The organism is Pseudomonas sp. NY15354 (assembly GCF_048068075.1).
GTDB classification, from domain to species: domain Bacteria; phylum Pseudomonadota; class Gammaproteobacteria; order Pseudomonadales; family Pseudomonadaceae; genus Aquipseudomonas; species Aquipseudomonas guariconensis_C.
The window spans coordinates 140,197-157,774 of the sequence record NZ_JBLUPV010000007.1; the positions used below are offsets into that span (position 1 = coordinate 140,197).

Sequence of the window (17,578 nt, forward strand, 5' to 3'; positions counted from 1 at the left end):
TCATGTGTGGAATCGTCGGTGCCGTAGCCGAGCGTAATATCACTGCCATCCTCATCGAGGGCCTCAAGCGCCTGGAGTACCGCGGGTACGACAGCGCGGGCCTGGCGGTTCTGACTGCCCAAGGCGTTCTCGAGCGTCGTCGGCGTATCGGCAAGGTCAGCGAGCTTGAAGCCGCTGTTGCCGCCGACCCTTTGGCAGGCCAACTCGGGATTGCCCACACCCGCTGGGCTACCCACGGTGCGCCGACCGAACACAACGCCCACCCACACTTCTCCGGCGACGATGTGGCGGTTGTTCACAACGGCATCATCGAGAACCATGAAGCCCTGCGTGAAGAACTCAAGGGCCTGGGCTATGTCTTCGCATCGGAAACCGATACCGAAGTCATCGTGCACCTGATTCACCACATCCTGAAATCCGTCCCTGACATTACCGACGCCCTCAAGGCCGCTGTCCAGCGCCTGCACGGTGCCTACGGCCTGGCGCTGATCAGCAAGCACCAGCCGGATCGCCTGGTCGCCGCCCGCAGTGGCAGCCCGCTGGTGATCGGCCTGGGCCTGGGTGAAAACTTCCTGGCCTCCGACCAACTGGCGCTGCGCCAGGTCACTGACCGCTTCATGTACCTGGAAGAAGGCGACATCGCCGAGATCCGCCGTGACCAGGTGAGCATCTGGGACCAGGCCGGCCACAAGGTTCAGCGTGAGACGGTGCAGTATCACGAAGGGGCCGAGGCCGCGGACAAAGGCGCTTACCGCCACTTCATGCTCAAGGAGATCCACGAGCAGCCGAGCGTCGTCCAGCGCACGCTGGAAGGTCGCCTGGGCAAGGACCACGTCATGGTCCAGGCTTTCGGTCCGCAAGCCGCCGAGCTGTTCGCCAAGGTTCGCAATGTCCAGATCGTCGCCTGCGGTACCAGCTACCACGCCGGCATGGTCGCCCGTTACTGGCTCGAAGAGCTGGCCGGCATCCCGTGCCAGGTCGAAGTCGCCAGCGAGTTCCGCTACCGCAAGGTAGTGGTGCAGCCGGACACTTTGTTCGTCTCCATCTCCCAGTCCGGTGAAACCGCCGATACCCTGGCCGCCCTGCGCAACGCCAAGGAACTGGGCTTCCTGGGGAGCCTGGCGATTTGCAACGTGGGCATCAGCTCGCTGGTGCGCGAGTCGGACCTGACCCTGCTGACCCTGGCTGGCCCGGAAATCGGCGTGGCCTCGACCAAGGCCTTCACCACCCAGCTGGTTTCGTTGATGCTGCTGACCCTGGCCCTGGGCCAGGTGCGTGGCACCTTGCCGACGGGCGTCGAGGCCGAGCTGGTGGAAGAACTGCGCCGCCTGCCGACCCGCCTGGGTGAAGCCTTGGCGATGGACAGCATCGTCGAAAAGACCGCCGAGCTGTTCGCCGACAAGCACCACACCCTATTCCTGGGCCGTGGCGCCCAGTATCCGGTGGCCATGGAAGGGGCGCTCAAGCTCAAGGAAATCTCCTACATCCACGCCGAGTCCTACCCGGCCGGTGAACTCAAGCACGGTCCGTTGGCCCTGGTCGACAACGACATGCCTGTGGTGACCGTGGCGCCGAACAACGAGCTGCTGGAAAAGCTCAAGTCCAACCTGCAGGAAGTCCGCGCCCGCGGCGGCCAGCTGGTCGTGTTCGCTGATGAGAACGCCGGCATGAGCAACGGCGAAGGCACCCATGTGATCAAAGTGCCGCACGTCATCGATGCGCTGGCGCCGATCGTCTATACCATCCCGCTGCAGTTGCTGTCGTACTACGTGGCCGTGCTCAAAGGCACTGACGTCGACCAGCCGCGTAACCTGGCCAAGTCGGTGACGGTGGAGTAAGGCGTTCCACGCGTTTGCGGCGCATGGCTGTGTGGAAGGATGTTTTACACAACGCGTAAGCCCCCGTATCTACGGGGGCTTTCCGTTTCTGGGTCTAACCGTTGGTTCGGATCTCAAGATAAACGAGCAGCCGTTACACAGCCGCGCTGTGCTCGCGAAGATCCACGCTCAAGATGCGGTCGTTGTTCGGAGGAGCGCTGGAGGACTATCCAGTTTTTTGAGGAAGTACCAGAATTGCATCCATTGCAACAAATGCATTCAACGCGAGGGCGGAAACCCCCACGGTAGCGCGTGCGGGGAAAGGTGCCTCGAAATAGCGGCTCATGATTTCGTTCACGACCCCGAAGTGCGAGAGGTCCGTGAGGTAAATAGTGAGTTTTCCAACGTCCGAGAAACTACCGCCGGCGGCTTGTGCTACGGCCTGGAGGTTCTCGAGCACCTGAATGGTTTGGGCTTCAATCCCCTGAGCCAACTCCATCTTTTCAGGATGAAGCGCGATTTGCCCTGTCAGGAAAACCAAATCCCCCATGTGGACTGCTTGCGAATACGGGCCGATAGCTTTCGGCGCCTGATCACTGTAGATAGCGATTCTGCTCATTAGAATTGATCCTGTCTTAGGGGGCGATCCAACCTGCCTGCCAATGCTCGCCTTGCCAAATGAAGCGTGCCCGCTGGTGGATATCCTGGGTAAGGTCGAGCCACTCGACTTTATTCAGGTGGACGGCCACCACAGCAAAGTTTTCAAAACCGTCCCTGTGAGTTTCATACGCAGTTGACGGTAAAGGGATCGACTCGCCTGGTATGTTCCCATGCCGAAAGAGCGCTTGAGTCCTGTCACGCGCGTGCACCCAGTGCTGGGCAAGCAACGAGGTATCCCTTAAAGGTTCGGCTAGGCCCTCACACCGAAGCTGGAGCTTGCCTGTGGGGTCAATGGAAGCGATGCCGACTCGAGGTTCAGCAAGCATCTCTGTGTACTTCGCCGACCGTTTGTCCACATAAAAAAAGATCGACCTGGTTAACGTATCCGCATCACGCAAAACAACAGTGCTTACCTTGGGTTGCCCGTCGGCATCAACCGTGGCCAGTTGTATCAAGCGAAACGGATTCGGACTATTACCCACAGGGATAGATAAATCCGACCATACCTTGGCCAGAATCAGATCTAACATGACGATCCCGATGAATTAAGAAGGGTCGCGTAATGCACACGACCCTGAGGCCATCAGACGCTGCGGGTAACCCCGCCGTCGACCTTGATGTTCTGGCCGGTAATGTAGGCGGCCCCTTCGCTCGCAAGGAAGGCGATAGTGGCGGCGATTTCCTCGCTGGTGCCATAGCGCTTGAGCGGCACACCGTCACGGCGTTCCTCTGTCGCTGGGAGGCTGTCGATCCAACCAGGCAGCACGTTGTTGATGCGAATGTTGTCGGCCGCATACTTGTCAGCAAAGATTTTGCTAAACGATGCCAGGCCGGCACGGAATACCGCCGAAGTGGGGAAGAGTTCGCTTGGCTCGAACACCCAGGCAGTAGAAATATTGATGATCGCACCGCCGTTTTGACGCTGCATGTATGGCGTCACCAGTCGCGTAGGGCGGATCACATTGAGCAGGTATGTTTCCATACCCTTATGCCAATCCTCATCGCTGATCTCGAGAATCGGCGCACGAGGGCCGTGACCGGCGCTGTTTACCAGTACGTCAATACGACCCCATTTATGAATGACTGCGTCGACCAGGCGTTGCAGGTCTTCATTCGACTGGTTACTACCGGTTATCCCAATACCTCCCAGTTCTTGCGCCAATGCTTCCCCTTTGCCTGAGGATGAAAGGATACCGACCTTGAAGCCGTCAGCAGCCAGTCGACGGGCTGCTGCTGCTCCCATGCCGCTGCCACCGGCCGTGACGATTGCTACTTTTTCTACTGACATACATCCTCCTGAGTGAGGCGTGGATGGGTGGTTGGTGAATGGAGACTAGCACCGCCCAGCACTCAGCAGAGAGACATCAACGCTTCTTCGATTCAGTAGATTTTTTATAGGCTGGCTTGCTCCATGAGCCATTCCCGCACCGTTTCAAGGGCCGCCGGCTGATGGGCGTTTCGTGGCCAGATCAAGTAGTAGGCTTTCTCCAAACTCATCTGATGAGTCGTCGCCAGCGCTAATCTGCCTGCTTCTATATCGTCTTTGACAAAGTAGTAGCTAGCCAAGGCCAACCCTTGTCCTGCTGCTGCTGCCTCGATAGCTAATACCGTCTGATTGAACCGCATATTTCTGAAGGGCAGGGGCAAGGCACTTTCGAAGGCCTGTTCAATGAACGCTGGCCAAAAATTGTGTGCGTCATGCAGCAGGGTGTATTCCTGGAGCTTCTCTACGCTCTCCGGACTACCGAGTTTTTCAATTAATGCCGGACTACCTACCGCAACGATACGCTCAGGCAAGAGAAGTTCGGCATTGAGCATGTTCTCGAAAGGCGCTCGCCCGTAACGGACAGCGAGGTCCGCTCCATCAGGTCGGAAGTGCGAAATTCGGTCAGTGGCTAATACCTGCAAATTGATCTGAGGGTACACAGCTGAGAACGAAGACAGTCTAGGTATCAGCCACTTCGCCGCAAACGTAGGCGTGACACTCACCGTCAGATCCTGATCATCTGGTTTGAGCGCCTCAGTAGCTGTGCTGATCAAGGCGAAGGCCTCACGAATGGCAATGCTGTAGGTCCTGCCCGGATTCGTCATACGCAACCCCCGGGGCAGTCGCTCGAACAGCTTCAGCTCGAGCATCGCCTCAAGCCCTCGAATTTGCTGCGCCACAGCAGCCTGCGTCACTCCCAGTTCCTCGGCGGCCAGCCGGAAATTCAAATGGCGGGTCACCACTTCAAAGACCCTTAGCGCGTTAAGGGGCGGTAAGGACGAATGGCTGTTCATGATGATTTTTCTACTGACACTCGAATGATCTCCCGGCTCGCTGGGAACGATTGAACGCAGTCCTACAGTTTCAGAGGCTACGTCGAAGACATATGGAAAGGAACCAGTGTCAGCAGAAAACCAGCAGAGGGCTTCATGAAGCAATCAGCCACCTTCACGTCCTTGATCGAGCTGGCCCTAACTCGCGTGCTTTTCCAAGCCTCCGGCCACCGCCTTGGCCAGTTCGATGAACGCCCGTGCTGCCGCGCTCTGGTAGGCGCCCTTGCGCTGCATGAGCACGGCGGTGCGCTGGAGTCGCAGCGGGTCCAGCTCGAGGGCGATCAAATCGCCGTGGGCGAGGGCGATGGTGGCGGGCAGCAGGGTGGATAGCGTTGTCCGACGGACCACTTCGATGACCGCGCTGATGGCGTTGGCCTCCATCAACACGCGAGGGTGAATGCCGTGCTGGCGGCAGTAGCGGTCGATCTGTTCGCGGGTGGCGAACTCGCTGCTGAGCAAGATCAGCGATTCAGCATTCAAGGCCTCAGGCCCGATGGCGCGTTGCCCGGCCAGGGGATGCTTTTCACCCACCACCAGGGCGAGGGTTTCGACCAGCAGCGGGTAGGCTTCGATGTCCTGGGCATGCACTTCTTCGAAGGCGATTCCCACATCAAGCTCGTCGGCCAGCAGGCGTTCTTCCATGTGCTCCTGGGCGATTTCGCGCACGTTCAAGGTGATGTTCGGATAGCGGCTGTGGAAGGCTTCGACCAATGGGCCCACCAAGTAGGTGGTGAAGGTCGGCGTGACGGCCACCCGCAGCGAACCTCGGCTCAGATCAGCCACGTCATGAATGGCGCGCTTACCTTCCTGCAATTGCTCAGATGCCTTTTGTGCATAACGCAGATAGACCTCTCCGGCGTCGGTCAGCCGGGTCGTGCGGCCAGAGCGGTCGAACAACAGCGCACCGAGGCTTTCTTCCAACTGCCTGACCTGCTGCGACAGGGCCGGCTGTGAAACATGCAGGGCTGCGGCAGCGCGGGTGAAGCTCCGGTGTTGTGCCACGGCTAGAAAGTACTGAATGTGCCGAGCCAGCATGTGTCGATCTCATAAGATTTTCTGATGCTGTGCATCATAAATGAGACTTTTACCTTATCAAATGGGCTGCGTAACCTCTGCCTCATCGCATCGCGACCTGAGGAGTCAGCCATGAAAGACATCATCGACGGTTTTCTGAAATTCCAGCGAGACGCCTTTCCCGAGCGTGTAAGCCTGTTCAAGAACTTGGCCACCCAGCAGAACCCGCGGGCGCTGTTCATCTCTTGCTCGGACAGCCGGCTGGTACCGGAGCTGGTCACTCAGCGCGAGCCGGGTGATCTGTTCGTCATCCGCAACGCCGGTAACATCGTGCCTTCTTATGGCCCTGAGCCTGGTGGTGTGTCGGCTTCGGTGGAATATGCCGTCGCCGCCTTGCAGGTCTCGGACATCGTGATTTGTGGCCACTCCGATTGCGGCGCCATGACGGCCATCGCCACCTGCAAATGCCTGGACCACATGCCAGCCGTGGCCGGCTGGCTGCGCTACGCCGACTCCGCCCGAGTGGTGAACGAGGCGCGCAGCCACAAGGATCCCCAGACGAAGGTCGAGGCCATGGTGCGCGAGAACGTGATTGCCCAATTGGCCAACATCCAGACCCACCCATCCGTGCGCCTGGCCCTGGAAGAGGGGCGTGTGGCGCTGCATGGCTGGATCTACGACATCGAGAGCGGCTGCATCGACGCCTTCGATGGCCATACCGGCCGGTTCGTTTCCCTCGCCAGCAACCCCAATGTTCGCGCCGTCGCTCCTCAGCTGCAGCGCGCTGTGTGAATTCCTTACATCCACCACGGAGATATCACCATGATCCAGTCTCAAGTCAGCCAGAATGCCCGCGTTGTCCTGACCGAAGTCATCCTTCTGTCCAAGGCTCGCAAGGATCTGTCCTTCGCCCAGATCTCCGAAGGCACCGGCCTGTCCGAAGCGTTCGTCACCGCCGCGCTGCTCGGCCAGCACCCGCTGCCTGCGGACGCTGCCCAGGTTGTGGGTGACAAGTTGGGCCTCGACGCCGACGCCGTGGCGCTGCTGCAGACCATTCCGCTGCGCGGCAGCATCGAAAATCGCGTACCCACCGACCCGACCATCTACCGCTTCTACGAGATGCTGCAGGTCTACGGCACCACCCTGAAAGCACTGGTCCATGAGAAGTTCGGCGATGGCATCATCAGCGCCATCAACTTCAAGCTGGACGTGAAGAAGGTCGAAGATCCAGAAGGTGGCTCCCGCGCGGTGATCACCCTGGACGGCAAGTACCTGCCGACCAAGCCGTTCTGATCCGTTCGTAGGCAAAGCGCAGCTAAAAAAGGAAAAGGGCGAACAGTGATGTTCGCCCTTTTCTCGTCTACCGGTTGACGCGATCTGTTTGTCGTCAGATCTGCATCGCCATCCCGTCGACGTTCATTGCCGCCTGGCGCAAGGCCTCGGAGCGGGTCGGGTGCGGGTGGCAGGTGAGGGCGATGTCTTCGGCCGAGGCCGAGAACTCCATGGCCACGCAGAACTCGCCGATCATCTCGCTCACGCTTGGCCCGACCAGGTGCACGCCGAGCACTTCATCGGTATTGGCATCGGCGATGACCTTGGCGAAGCCTTCGGTCTCGTGGTTGATCTTGGCGCGGCTGTTGGCGGTGAAGGGGAACTTGCCGACCTTGTAGGCGCGGCCCTCGGCCTTGAGCTGCTCCTCGGTCTTGCCGACGCTGGCCAGCTCCGGACGGGTATAGATGACGCCCGGGATCAGGTTGTAGTTGACCTCGTGGGCCTTGCCAGCGATGCGCTCGATGCACGATACCGCTTCGTCTTCGGCCTTGTGCGCCAGCATCGGACCGGAGGTGACGTCGCCGATCACCCAGATGCCGGGCACCGAGGAGCGATGGTGGTCGTTGGCCAACATGCCGCGCTTGTCGGTGGCAAGGCCTGCGCTTTCCAGGTTCAGGCCTTGGGTATAGGGGCGACGGCCGATCGCTACCAGCACGTAGTCGGCTTGCAGGGTCTCGGCAGCACCACCGGCGGCAGGCTCGAGGGTCAGGCTGACGCTGTCGGCGGACGGCGTGGCTTGGGTCACCTTGCTGCCGAGCTTGAAGGTCATGCCTTGCTTGGCCAGGGCCTTCTGCAGGGTCTTGGCAGTTTCTTCGTCGGTGCCAGGGCAGATGCGGTCGAGGTACTCGATCACAGTGACCTCGGCGCCCAGACGACGCCAGACCGAGCCCAGTTCCAGGCCGATCACGCCAGCGCCGATCACCACCAGATGCTTGGGCACCTGGGGCAGGGACAGGGCGCCAGTGGAGTCGATGATGCGCTTGTTGTCGATGGTCACGCCGGGCAGCGGCGTCGGCTCGGAACCGGTGGCGATGACGATGTCCTTGGCTTGCAGGGTGGTCTCGCTGCCGTCCTCGGCCTTGACGATCACCTTGCCCACGCCGTCGAGACGGCCCCAACCCTTGACCCAGTCGACCTTGTTCTTGCGGAACAGGTACTCGATGCCCTTGGTCAGGCCGGTCACGCTTTCGTCCTTCTGCTTCATCATCTGGGCCAGATTCAGCGTTGGCTTGACCTCGATACCCAGATGGGCGAATTCCTCGCCGCTGGCAGCCTCGTAGAGCTCCGAGGCGTGCAGCAAGGCTTTGGATGGCATGCACCCAACGTTCAGGCAGGTACCGCCGAGGGTCGAGCGGCCTTCGACGCAGGCGACGCTCATGCCCAGCTGGCCGGCGCGGATCGCTGCGTTGTAGCCGCCGGGGCCACCGCCGATGATCACCACATCATAGGATTTCATGGGTTTTACTCCAGGAGTGAAGAAGCGCAAGAGGGGCACAAGATTAGTCTGCGAAATCAAGGTTGTATACAATCTTGAGTGCAATTCGTACTGAATAGCTCTAGACCATGGTCTTGATAAACGGAAACTTCTGGTGAATGAACTACCCTTGCCCCGGTGACGTCCCAAATATGAGATGAGGCGTCCGGAACACCTGAAGGGAGGGACATTCATGCTTGCGCAACTTCCACCTGCGTTGCAGAGCCTGCACTTGCCTTTGCGTCTGAAGCTGTGGGATGGCAACCAGTTCGATCTGGGGCCGAGCCCGCAGGTCACCATCCTGGTCAAGGAGCCGCAGCTGATCAGCCAGCTGACCCATCCGAGCCTGGATGAACTGGGTGTCGCTTTTGTCGAAGGCAAGCTGGACCTGGAAGGCGATATCGGGGAAGTCATCCGCGTCTGCGACGAGCTCAGCGAAGCCTTGGTCGAGGACGACGATGAAGTATCGCCAGAGCGAATTTCGCATGACAAAGCCACGGACGCCGAAGCCATTTCCTACCACTACGACCTGTCCAACGAGTTCTACCAGCTGTGGCTTGACCAGGACATGGCCTATTCCTGCGGCTACTTCCGCGAACCGGACAACACCCTCGACGAAGCCCAGCAGAACAAGTTCGATCACCTGTGCCGCAAGCTGCGCCTGCAGGCCGGGGATTACTTGCTGGATGTGGGCTGCGGCTGGGGTGGTTTGGCGCGTTTCGCCGCGCGTGAGTATGGCGCCAAGGTGTTCGGCATCACCCTGAGCAAGGAGCAGCTCAAGTTGGGCCGCGAGCGGGTCAAGGACGAGGGGCTGACCGATCAGGTCGAACTGCGGATTCTGGATTACCGCGACCTGCCTCAGGATGGCCGCTTCGACAAGGTCGTGAGTGTCGGTATGTTCGAGCACGTTGGCCATGCCAATCTGGCGCTGTATTGCCAGAAGCTGTTCGGTGCAGTGCGTGAAGGCGGCTTGGTGATGAACCACGGCATCACGGCCAGGCATGTCGATGGCCGTCCGGTCGGGCGAGGTGCGGGCGACTTCATCGACCGCTATGTTTTCCCCCATGGCGAACTGCCCCACCTGTCGATGATCACGGCGAGCATCTGTGAAGCAGGGTTGGAGGTGGTGGACGTCGAAAGCCTACGCCTGCACTACGCCAAGACGCTCAATCACTGGAGCGAAAATCTCGAGAACCAGCTGCACAAGGCCGCCACGCTGGTGCCGGAGAAAACCCTGCGCATCTGGCGCCTGTACCTGGCCGGGTGCGCCTATGCCTTCTCCAAGGGGTGGATCAACTTGCACCAGATCCTGGCGGTGAAGCCCTACGCCGATGGGCACCATGACCTGCCCTGGACCCGCGAGGACCTCTACCGCTGACTCAAAGGATCGGGGATATCAGCCGGGCGATACGCATCCCGAGTTGTTGCAGGCGATGCGTGTCGCGGCTGTCCTCGGCAGTGATCTCCCGGGCTTGGGCAAAGTCGTCGAGCAGCATCGACTCGACGTGGTCGGCGAAGGTCCGGTCGACAGTCAGCAAGGTGATCTCGAAGTTCAGGCGGAACGAACGGTTGTCCAAGTTGGCACTGCCGATCGCACTCACCTCGTCATCCACCAGCACCACCTTCTGGTGCAGGAACCCTGGCTGATAGCGGAACATCCTCACCCCGGCCCGTACCGCTTCGAAGGCGAACAGACTGGACGCGGCATAGACGATGCGGTGGTCCGGCCGCGAAGGAATGAGAATTCGCACATCGACGCCGCGCAACACCGCCAGGCGCAGGGCGGCGAAGATCGCCTCATCGGGAATGAAATACGGGCTGGTGATCCACACGCGCTGCGTGGCGGAATGGATGGCTTCCAGGAAGAACAGCGCGCAGGTTTCCTGAGGATCTGCCGGGCCGCTGGCCAATGCCTGGCAAAGCACGCCGTTGTCCGGATAGGTGTCGGGCAGGATCAACGGCGGCAGTTGGCGGGTGGCCCAGTACCAGTCTTCGGCGAACGATTCCTGCAAGCAGGCAAGCACCGGGCCGCTGACCTGGACATGGGTGTCGCGCCAAGGCGACAGGCGAGGGTGGCCACCGAGGTACTCGTCCCCCACGTTGTGCCCGCCTAGAAAACCCAGCAGTCCATCGACCACGACGATCTTGCGGTGGTTGCGGAAGTTCACCTGGAAGCGGTTGAACCATCCACGGCGTGTGGCAAAGGCATGGATCTGCACACCACCTTCGCGCAGGGTCTGGCTGTAACTGGCGGGCAGCGCATGGCTACCCACCCGGTCATACAGCACGAAGACCTGCACCCCCTCCGCTGCCTTGCGCAGCAGCAGTTGCTGCAGTTTCTTGCCGATGTCGTCGTCATGGATGATGAAGAACTGCACCAGCACGGCCTGACGGGCATCGGCGATCGCCGCGAAGATGGCGTCGAAGGTGGCCTGGCCATTGATCAGCAACTTCACTTCGTTGTTGGCCAAGCAGGGCATGCGCCCCAGTTTCGGCATGGCTCGCAGGGCGGCATAGCTCTCTGATTCCCTCGCTGTCAGTGCCTCTTCGACCCAGGGGCGCCAGTTGAGGTTGGCCATGGCCACGTGCATTTCCTGGTTGGCCTGGCGCCTGGCCTGGATATAGGCATAGAAGGAGCGAGCGCCGAAGATCAGGTAGGGGATGAGTGTGAAGTAGGGGATGAAGATCAAGGACATCGCCCAGGCGATGGCCCCTTGGGCAGTACGTACGGTGAACACCGCATGCAATGCGGCAATGATGCCCAATAGATGAATCAGACCGAGCACATAGCCGAAGAAGTAGGGGCTGTGGTAATCCATATGCATCCTGCTTGCTGAGAGCCTGGCGATAACAGAGCATGTTCATGACCCGCCTTGCAACCCGGAAGCGGAAATAGCGTCTAAGGCTCAACCGGCCGGTAGCCGGTATATCGAGGAGCATTTATCCATGAAGATTCGTCTGCCACTGCTGGCGCTGGCATTGGGCCTGAGCGCACCATTGGTACATGCGCAGATGCTGCAACCGGGCTTGTGGGAGCTGACCACCAGCAACATGCAGGTCGATGGCAAGCCATTACCGGACATGGAGTTCATGCTCGGGCAATTGAAGAACCTGCCGCCTGAGCAACGCGCCATGATGGAAGGCATGCTGGCCAAGCAGGGCATCACCGTGGGAGGCAAGGGTGTGCGCTCCTGCCTGACTCCGGAGCAGGTCCGGACCAATGATATTCCGCTGCAGGACCCTCAGTCCGGCTGTACGCAGAAAATCACCGACCGCACCGGCAATGTGTGGAAGTTCCAGTTCAGCTGCCCTCGTGCCCAGGGCACTGGCCAGGCGACCTTCCTCAGTGACCGTGAGTTTCATACCCAGGTCAGCGGCACGTTCAACGCCTCAGGGGTTCAGCAACAGGGCAGCATGAACACCAAGGCGGTCTGGTTGGGCAATGACTGCGGTTCGGTAAAGCCTCGCAGTTGAGGTGTCATAACCGATAGCGACTGATTGCCACTGCATCGTGGGCATGCAGACTTTCTGCATGTTCCACGCGCAGGCTGAATCCTTCTACCCATTCCACCTCCCGCAGCGCCTGATGAAGGCGCCTGGCGGCGTCCTCACAGAACATCAGATTCTGTCCATTGGCCAGGGCGAACGCCTGTTCGTCTGCGCGCTTCACTGCTGTTTGCACCGCCGTTCCCAAGGCACTCTCCATGTTGTCGATAAGTTCGGTGATCGGTAAGTGTTGCAGATTGTCTTGTAGTCGCACCTGAACGTGGGCATGGCTGCGCTGACTATGCGGCGTGGCGACGATACCCTGGCTGCTGCCGAGCCATTCCAACAGGGTTGATTGATCGGGCACCTGCTCTGGAAAATCCTTGAGGAACTGCTGCTGAATCAACTGTCGGGCTAGCGCGGCGGAGCACGGGCAGGTCGAGGAGTAGGGGACCGCTACGGAAAGTTCCACGTGGAACATTTCACGTTCGAGCTTTGCATCCAAGGTGACGGGATAGCTTTTCCAGCCGGCCAAAGGGCTGACTAGCGCAGGCCTTTTCAGCAGATGCTCGAAGCGGAAACTTACCTGTGCCGCTGAAGAGAGCCCGCCATGAGTATCGAGGAAACGCATCAGCAACTGTCGTAGCAGCAGTGGGCTGAGCTCCGTGTTTTCCATCGTTTCCAATGCCAGGTACAGCCGCGACATGTGGATTCCGCGTGCGGAGGCCGCCTCGAGATTGACGCCAGCATCGGCTTGCGCACGGACGGTGCGCCCTTCCAATCGCAATGGCACTGCGAGGCCGCACATGCCAACCCAGTCCAAGTGGATGGCGTGCGGATGGGACTGGGTAGCAATGTCAGGAAGCGTCAGGCTGGTCATCATGGATTCTCGGGGAAGGGTCGACAAACGCGGCTTGGCGAAATTGTATTGTTATATTATAACGATGCGCAATGCATCGTTTCGAATGCGTTTGCCTGCCGAGGATCGACCATGCCCAACCGTTTACCTGTCACCGTGCTTTCCGGCTTCCTGGGAGCCGGAAAGAGCACGTTGCTCAATTACGTCCTGCGTAATCGCGAAGACCTGCGCGTCGCTGTGATCGTCAACGACATGAGCGACATCAACATCGATGCGAGTGAAGTGCAGCGCAACGTCAGCCTCAATCGAGCAGAAGAAAAGCTGGTGGAGATGAGCAACGGCTGTATCTGCTGCACGCTCCGAGAGGACCTGCTCGAGGAAGTCGCGCGGCTGGCACGCGATGGGCGCTTCGATTATCTGCTGATAGAGTCCACGGGTATTTCCGAACCCTTGCCGGTGGCCGAGACGTTCACCTTCCGTGACGAGCAGGGCCGCAGCCTGTCGGACATGGCGCGTCTTGACACCATGGTGACGGTAGTCGATGCGCTCAATTTTCTCCGTGACTACCAGGCCGCCGACAGCCTGGCCAGCCGGGGTGAGTCCTTGGGCGAAGAGGACGAGCGGTCCATCACCGATCTGTTGATCGAGCAAGTGGAGTTCGCCGACGTATTGCTGCTGAGCAAGATCGACCTGGTCAGCCAGCATGATCGAGATGAACTGACGGCCATCCTGCGCAGCCTTAACCCGCGGGCGCACATCGTGCCGATGGTCATGGGCCAGGTGCCGCTGGCGCGCATTCTCAATACCGGCCTTTTCGACTTCGAGCAAGCTGCCCAGGCGCCGGGCTGGTTGCAGGAAATGCGCGGCGAGCACGTGCCGGAAACGGAGGAATATGGGATCACCGCAGTGACATGGCAGGCCCGTCGCCCCCTGCATCCGCAGCGCTTCCACGATTTTATCCACAAGTCCTGGAGCAATGGCAGGTTGCTGCGTTCGAAGGGGTTTTTCTGGCTGGCCAGCAAGTTTCAGGACGCCGGAAGCTGGTCCCAGGCGGGCGGCATGATGCGCTATGGCTTCGCCGGCCGCTGGTGGCGTTTCGTACCGCAGGAGCAGTGGCCGCAAGATGCCGAGAGCACTCAGGCAATTCTCAGCCACTGGACACAGGAGAGCGGCGATTGCCGGCAGGAACTGGTGTTCATTGGGCAGAACATCGATTTCGCGCAGTTATCCACAGAGCTGGATGCATGCCTGCTGAACGACGAGGAATGGGCACAGGGCGAGATGGCTTGGCTGCGTCTTCCCGATCCGTTCGGGCCTTGGTACGAAGAGGTGGCGTGAGGCTGTGGATAACATTCGCACCTTGACGGGTGGATACGAGGGCGCATAGTTGGAGGCCATTTCCAAGGTGTGGCCCATGCTCCAGAACATCCCGACTCACGTGATCGCAGGCCCACTGGGCGCCGGCAAGACCAGCCTGATTCGTCAGTTGCTGGCCCAGCGCCCGCCAGGTGAGCGCTGGGCGGTCCTGATCAACGAGTTCGGCCAGATTGGCCTGGATGCGGCGTTGCTCAGCCGCGACGAGGATGGCATCGCCATTGGGGAAGTGGCCGGGGGCTGCCTGTGCTGCGTCAACGGCATGCCGTTCCAGGTCGGTCTGGGCCGCTTGTTGCGCAAAGTGCGGCCTGATCGGGTGTTCATCGAGCCGTCCGGTCTGGGCCATCCCCAGTCATTGCTGGCCCAACTTGGCCAGGCGCCCTGGCTGGGCGTGCTAACCGTGCAACCGTTGGTGATGGTGCTGGACGCCCAGGCCCTGGCCCGTGGCGAGGCGTTGCCCGACGCGCAACAGCAGGCGTTGCCTGCGGCGGCGCTGGTTGTCTTCAACAAATCCGGGGCTGTGGATGAAGCACAGCGCTTGTTGATAACCGCACAGTTCCCTGCCGTGGCGCACCTGTGGACAGATCAGGGGCGTGTGTCGGTCGACCAGTTGCCCGTCACAACTCGCGCAACCCTGCTCGAGGCTGTGGACAACCTGCCGCGAGAGTCGCCAGCGAACCCCGCTGGCGCCCTGTGGACAGATCCTCGGCAGCCGATCTGCCTCGCCCAGCAAGGCGAAGGTGGCTGGAGCGTTGGCTGGCGCTGGCACCCCTCGCAACGTTTCGACGCAATGCGGTTGCTGGAAAGGCTTCAAAGCTGGCCATGGCGCCGGGCAAAAGGGGTTATCCACAGTGAGGGTGGCTGGCAGTCCTTCAATGCTCTGGAAGGCGAGGCGTTGGTCTGGCAGCCGAGCGAATGGCGCAAGGATTCACGTCTTGAATTGATCTTCGATCAGCCGCAGCCTGTGGACACCCTACAGGCTGCCTTGGTCGCCTGCCGCCTGGAGGATTGATCAGTTGCGCCAGCGGTTGTGCTCCTGGCGCCACTGCTGCATCTCGATGACGTTGTCCGCTTTTGGCGGCACCTTGATTTCGAACGGGTAGGGCGCCAGTTCGATCTGCATGGTGTGGGCACCGAACTGCGTCACCGTCCCCGGGTGGCGTTGCTCGCCGGTCACGGTGAACTCGAACCCATACACCCGCGCCAGGCGCTTGCGCCCATTGGCGTCGCGCACGAAGGCAATGCGCTTGAGCGCGACGTTGTCGTCGAGCAGTGCAAGATCAAGCTTGGTGCAATGCTGCTTGACCCGCTCAAGGGCCTTTTCGCGCAGCCCATGGTTGTGCCACAACCAGGCACCGGCGGTTGCCACCACCATCAGGACGAAGAGGTTCTCCAGGGTCAACATTTGCATATGCTCCAAAACGGTAGATCCAGCTTAACTGTGTCCCTGGCCTGTCGTACAGGTGGCAAACGGGTTCATACTGCGCGGCGCACACTTATTGAAACAGCTTTGGGATTTTCCGCATGAAACGTACGCCGCATCTGCTTGCTATCCAATCCCACGTGGTCTTCGGCCACGCCGGAAACAGCGCTGCGGTGTTTCCCATGCAGCGGGTCGGGGTCAATGTCTGGCCGCTGAACACTGTGCAGTTCTCCAACCATACCCAGTATGGACAGTGGGCCGGCGAAGTGCTTGCTCCGGCGCAAATTCCTGCATTGGTGGAAGGCATTTCCAACATCGGTGAGCTGGGCCATTGTGACGCCGTGCTTTCCGGTTACCTGGGCAGCGCCGAACAGGGCCGGGCGATCCTGGCGGGGGTCCAGCGGATCAAGGCGGTGAATCCCAAGGCGTTGTATCTGTGCGATCCAGTCATGGGGCATGCGGAAAAGGGCTGCATCGTGCCGGTCGAAGTCAGCGAATTCCTCTTGGAGGAAGCGGCGTCGGTGGCGGATATCCTGTGCCCCAATCAGCTCGAGCTGGACAGTTTCTGTGGTCGTCGGGCGGAGTCCCTGGACGATTGCGTGGCCATGGCGCGTGGCCTGCTCGAGCGCGGTCCCCAGGTGGTACTGGTCAAGCACCTGTCCTATCCAGGGCGCGCCGAGGATGCTTTCGAGATGCTGCTGGTGACCCGGGAGCAGAGCTGGCATCTGCGCCGCCCGTTGCTGGCCTTCCCGCGTCAGCCGGTAGGGGTCGGTGACCTGACTTCCGGCCTGTTCCTGGCCCGGGTGCTGCTGGGTGATAGCTGGGTCCAGGCATTCGAGTTCACCGCCGCGGCAGTGCACGAGGTGTTGCTGGAGACCCAGGCCTGTGCCAGTTATGAACTGCAACCGATCAGGGCACAGGATCGCATCGCCCACCCGCGCGTGCGCTTCGAGGCGCAGCGGTTGGCGGGCTAGTACCTTGAAAGGGCTGTTGCGCAGCCCTGTCGGTCGCTCGGTGTTTAAATCGAATCGGTCTTGAGGTTCTGGTAGCGCTGTTCCAGTTCCTGACGGATCTGCCGACGCTGCTGCCCCTGCAGGAAACGGCGCTTCTCTTCGCTGCTCTGGGGCTGGCGTGGCGGGACCTGCACCGGGCGGCGGTTGTCGTCGACCGCGACCATGGTGAAGAAACAGCTGTTGGAGTGTCGTACGGAGCGCTCGCGGATGTTTTCGGTCACGACCTTGATGCCCACTTCCATGGACGTATTGCCGGTGTAGTTGACCGAGGCGAGGAAGGTCACCAATTCGCCCACATGCACAGGCTCGCGGAAGATCACCTGGTCCACCGACAGGGTGACCACATAGCTACCGGCATAGCGGCTGGCGCAGGCATAGGCGACCTCGTCGAGGTACTTGAGCAGGGTGCCGCCATGGACGTTGCCGGAAAAATTGGCCATGTCCGGGGTCATCAGGACGGTCATCGTCAGCTGGGCGTTTCCAGGTTCCATAGTGTGCTCACGGGTTGGTTGCGCTGAAACGGGGCGGGTATCTGCGGACACTTCTATTTCCCCCTCATATGGTTTCCCATCCTGGTACGGGACGTCGCCTGACGCGCTGTCGTCACGCGGATCGTGCCATCAATGGCAGCAAAATCGCCGATCTGTTTCTGCATATTGCATCGGCTATTCACGCAAAGGCGCGATGTTAACCTGAGCAAGCCCATGCAACATGGGCTTTCCTGCTTTGAACACAGTATGTACGTGCTGCTCGCTCGGGTTTGCCTTGGCAGAGGAGCGGTCTGCCCGGGCAACGAGAAAAGGAGTA

18 protein-coding genes are annotated in these 17,578 nt (G+C 60.3%); 8 read left to right on the forward strand and 10 right to left on the reverse strand.

Annotated elements, in window-relative coordinates; genetic code table 11:
• Positions 1–2 precede the first annotated feature (2 nt).
• Positions 3–1,838, forward strand: coding sequence for a glutamine--fructose-6-phosphate transaminase (isomerizing) (glmS, locus tag ACNFCH_RS09945; RefSeq protein ID WP_416742693.1), 1,836 nt, complete (start codon positions 3–5; stop codon positions 1,836–1,838).
• Positions 1,839–2,043: 205 nt separating this feature from the next.
• Here glmS and ACNFCH_RS09950 read toward each other — a convergent pair whose 3' ends face one another.
• The 5 genes from ACNFCH_RS09950 to cynR form a co-directional block, all read right to left on the reverse strand.
• Positions 2,044–2,436 carry a Rid family detoxifying hydrolase gene (locus ACNFCH_RS09950; RefSeq protein ID WP_416742694.1) on the reverse strand — a complete coding sequence of 131 codons (393 nt, stop codon included), beginning with the start codon at positions 2,434–2,436 and terminating at the stop codon, positions 2,044–2,046.
• A 16-nt stretch (positions 2,437–2,452) separates the two neighbouring features.
• Positions 2,453–3,007: a pyridoxamine 5'-phosphate oxidase family protein gene (locus tag ACNFCH_RS09955; RefSeq protein ID WP_416742695.1), complete on the reverse strand. Its 555-nt coding sequence runs from the start codon at positions 3,005–3,007 to the stop codon at positions 2,453–2,455.
• Positions 3,008–3,060: 53 nt separating this feature from the next.
• Positions 3,061–3,765 carry an SDR family oxidoreductase gene (locus tag ACNFCH_RS09960; RefSeq protein ID WP_196165466.1) on the reverse strand — a complete coding sequence of 235 codons (705 nt, stop codon included), beginning with the start codon at positions 3,763–3,765 and terminating at the stop codon, positions 3,061–3,063.
• A 104-nt stretch (positions 3,766–3,869) separates the two neighbouring features.
• Positions 3,870–4,760 carry a LysR substrate-binding domain-containing protein gene (locus ACNFCH_RS09965; protein WP_416742712.1) on the reverse strand — a complete coding sequence of 297 codons (891 nt, stop codon included), beginning with the start codon at positions 4,758–4,760 and terminating at the stop codon, positions 3,870–3,872.
• A gap of 174 nt (positions 4,761–4,934) precedes the next feature.
• The gene (gene cynR, locus ACNFCH_RS09970) at positions 4,935–5,831 is read right to left on the reverse strand and encodes a transcriptional regulator CynR (RefSeq protein WP_337157701.1); all 897 of its coding nucleotides are present in this window, start codon (positions 5,829–5,831) and stop codon (positions 4,935–4,937) included.
• Positions 5,832–5,942: 111 nt separating this feature from the next.
• On the opposite strand from cynR, the gene ACNFCH_RS09975 reads away from it, so the two are divergent.
• Entirely contained in the window at positions 5,943–6,602 is a 660-nt protein-coding gene (locus ACNFCH_RS09975) for a carbonic anhydrase (RefSeq protein ID WP_196165469.1), read from the forward strand.
• Between the two features lie 30 nt (positions 6,603–6,632).
• Positions 6,633–7,103, forward strand: a complete 471-nt coding sequence (gene cynS / locus ACNFCH_RS09980; protein WP_337157700.1) for a cyanase — start codon at positions 6,633–6,635, stop codon at positions 7,101–7,103.
• A 94-nt stretch (positions 7,104–7,197) separates the two neighbouring features.
• Here cynS and lpdA read toward each other — a convergent pair whose 3' ends face one another.
• Entirely contained in the window at positions 7,198–8,598 is a 1,401-nt protein-coding gene (lpdA, locus tag ACNFCH_RS09985; protein ID WP_196165471.1) for a dihydrolipoyl dehydrogenase, read from the reverse strand.
• Between the two features lie 211 nt (positions 8,599–8,809).
• Here lpdA and cfaB point away from each other — a divergent pair, with 211 nt between their 5' ends.
• Positions 8,810–9,994: a C17 cyclopropane fatty acid synthase CfaB gene (gene cfaB, locus ACNFCH_RS09990; RefSeq protein WP_337157699.1), complete on the forward strand. Its 1,185-nt coding sequence runs from the start codon at positions 8,810–8,812 to the stop codon at positions 9,992–9,994.
• Between the two features lies 1 nt (position 9,995).
• Here the strand turns inward: cfaB and cls are convergent, their stop codons facing one another.
• Positions 9,996–11,435 (reverse strand): cardiolipin synthase, encoded by a 1,440-nt coding sequence (gene cls, locus ACNFCH_RS09995; protein ID WP_337157698.1) that lies wholly within the window; start codon positions 11,433–11,435, stop codon positions 9,996–9,998.
• A 127-nt stretch (positions 11,436–11,562) separates the two neighbouring features.
• Here cls and ACNFCH_RS10000 point away from each other — a divergent pair, with 127 nt between their 5' ends.
• Complete coding sequence (locus ACNFCH_RS10000; RefSeq protein WP_043209997.1) at positions 11,563–12,090, forward strand: DUF3617 domain-containing protein; 528 nt, start codon at positions 11,563–11,565, stop codon at positions 12,088–12,090.
• A 4-nt stretch (positions 12,091–12,094) separates the two neighbouring features.
• On the opposite strand, the gene folE2 is transcribed toward ACNFCH_RS10000, so the two are convergent.
• Positions 12,095–12,982 carry a GTP cyclohydrolase FolE2 gene (gene folE2 / locus ACNFCH_RS10005; RefSeq protein ID WP_337157716.1) on the reverse strand — a complete coding sequence of 296 codons (888 nt, stop codon included), beginning with the start codon at positions 12,980–12,982 and terminating at the stop codon, positions 12,095–12,097.
• A 111-nt stretch (positions 12,983–13,093) separates the two neighbouring features.
• Between folE2 and zigA the strand changes: the two genes are divergently transcribed.
• Positions 13,094–14,299: a zinc metallochaperone GTPase ZigA gene (gene zigA / locus ACNFCH_RS10010; RefSeq protein WP_337157697.1), complete on the forward strand. Its 1,206-nt coding sequence runs from the start codon at positions 13,094–13,096 to the stop codon at positions 14,297–14,299.
• 76 nt (positions 14,300–14,375) lie between these two features.
• A complete protein-coding gene (locus ACNFCH_RS10015) occupies positions 14,376–15,347 on the forward strand; it encodes a CobW family GTP-binding protein (protein ID WP_337157696.1) in 972 nt (323 codons plus the stop codon).
• On the opposite strand, the gene ACNFCH_RS10020 is transcribed toward ACNFCH_RS10015, so the two are convergent.
• Positions 15,348–15,740 carry a DUF3301 domain-containing protein gene (locus tag ACNFCH_RS10020; RefSeq protein WP_337157715.1) on the reverse strand — a complete coding sequence of 131 codons (393 nt, stop codon included), beginning with the start codon at positions 15,738–15,740 and terminating at the stop codon, positions 15,348–15,350. It lies immediately after the preceding gene.
• A gap of 119 nt (positions 15,741–15,859) precedes the next feature.
• On the opposite strand from ACNFCH_RS10020, the gene pdxY reads away from it, so the two are divergent.
• Positions 15,860–16,732, forward strand: a complete 873-nt coding sequence (gene pdxY, locus ACNFCH_RS10025; protein WP_337157695.1) for a pyridoxal kinase PdxY — start codon at positions 15,860–15,862, stop codon at positions 16,730–16,732.
• A 44-nt stretch (positions 16,733–16,776) separates the two neighbouring features.
• Here pdxY and ACNFCH_RS10030 read toward each other — a convergent pair whose 3' ends face one another.
• On the reverse strand, positions 16,777–17,262 hold the full coding sequence (locus ACNFCH_RS10030) for an acyl-CoA thioesterase (protein WP_070093427.1): 486 nt from the start codon (positions 17,260–17,262) through the stop codon (positions 16,777–16,779).
• Positions 17,263–17,578: the final 316 nt, after the last annotated feature.

Excerpts from the sequence above, each read along its gene's own strand:
- glmS (WP_416742693.1), top strand. The coding sequence starts at position 3 with ATGTGTGGAATCGTCGGTGCCGTAGCCGAGCGTAATATCACTGCCATC.
- ACNFCH_RS09950 (WP_416742694.1), bottom strand. The coding sequence starts at position 2,436 with ATGAGCAGAATCGCTATCTACAGTGATCAGGCGCCGAAAGCTATCGGC.
- ACNFCH_RS09955 (WP_416742695.1), bottom strand. The coding sequence starts at position 3,007 with ATGTTAGATCTGATTCTGGCCAAGGTATGGTCGGATTTATCTATCCCT.
- ACNFCH_RS09960 (WP_196165466.1), bottom strand. The coding sequence starts at position 3,765 with ATGTCAGTAGAAAAAGTAGCAATCGTCACGGCCGGTGGCAGCGGCATG.
- cynR (WP_337157701.1), bottom strand. The coding sequence starts at position 5,831 with ATGCTGGCTCGGCACATTCAGTACTTTCTAGCCGTGGCACAACACCGG.
- ACNFCH_RS09975 (WP_196165469.1), top strand. The coding sequence starts at position 5,943 with ATGAAAGACATCATCGACGGTTTTCTGAAATTCCAGCGAGACGCCTTT.
- cynS (WP_337157700.1), top strand. The coding sequence starts at position 6,633 with ATGATCCAGTCTCAAGTCAGCCAGAATGCCCGCGTTGTCCTGACCGAA.
- lpdA (WP_196165471.1), bottom strand. The coding sequence starts at position 8,598 with ATGAAATCCTATGATGTGGTGATCATCGGCGGTGGCCCCGGCGGCTAC.
- cfaB (WP_337157699.1), top strand. The coding sequence starts at position 8,810 with ATGCTTGCGCAACTTCCACCTGCGTTGCAGAGCCTGCACTTGCCTTTG.
- cls (WP_337157698.1), bottom strand. The coding sequence starts at position 11,435 with ATGGATTACCACAGCCCCTACTTCTTCGGCTATGTGCTCGGTCTGATT.
- ACNFCH_RS10000 (WP_043209997.1), top strand. The coding sequence starts at position 11,563 with ATGAAGATTCGTCTGCCACTGCTGGCGCTGGCATTGGGCCTGAGCGCA.
- folE2 (WP_337157716.1), bottom strand. The coding sequence starts at position 12,982 with ATGACCAGCCTGACGCTTCCTGACATTGCTACCCAGTCCCATCCGCAC.
- zigA (WP_337157697.1), top strand. The coding sequence starts at position 13,094 with ATGCCCAACCGTTTACCTGTCACCGTGCTTTCCGGCTTCCTGGGAGCC.
- ACNFCH_RS10015 (WP_337157696.1), top strand. The coding sequence starts at position 14,376 with ATGCTCCAGAACATCCCGACTCACGTGATCGCAGGCCCACTGGGCGCC.
- ACNFCH_RS10020 (WP_337157715.1), bottom strand. The coding sequence starts at position 15,740 with ATGTTGACCCTGGAGAACCTCTTCGTCCTGATGGTGGTGGCAACCGCC.
- pdxY (WP_337157695.1), top strand. The coding sequence starts at position 15,860 with ATGAAACGTACGCCGCATCTGCTTGCTATCCAATCCCACGTGGTCTTC.
- ACNFCH_RS10030 (WP_070093427.1), bottom strand. The coding sequence starts at position 17,262 with ATGGAACCTGGAAACGCCCAGCTGACGATGACCGTCCTGATGACCCCG.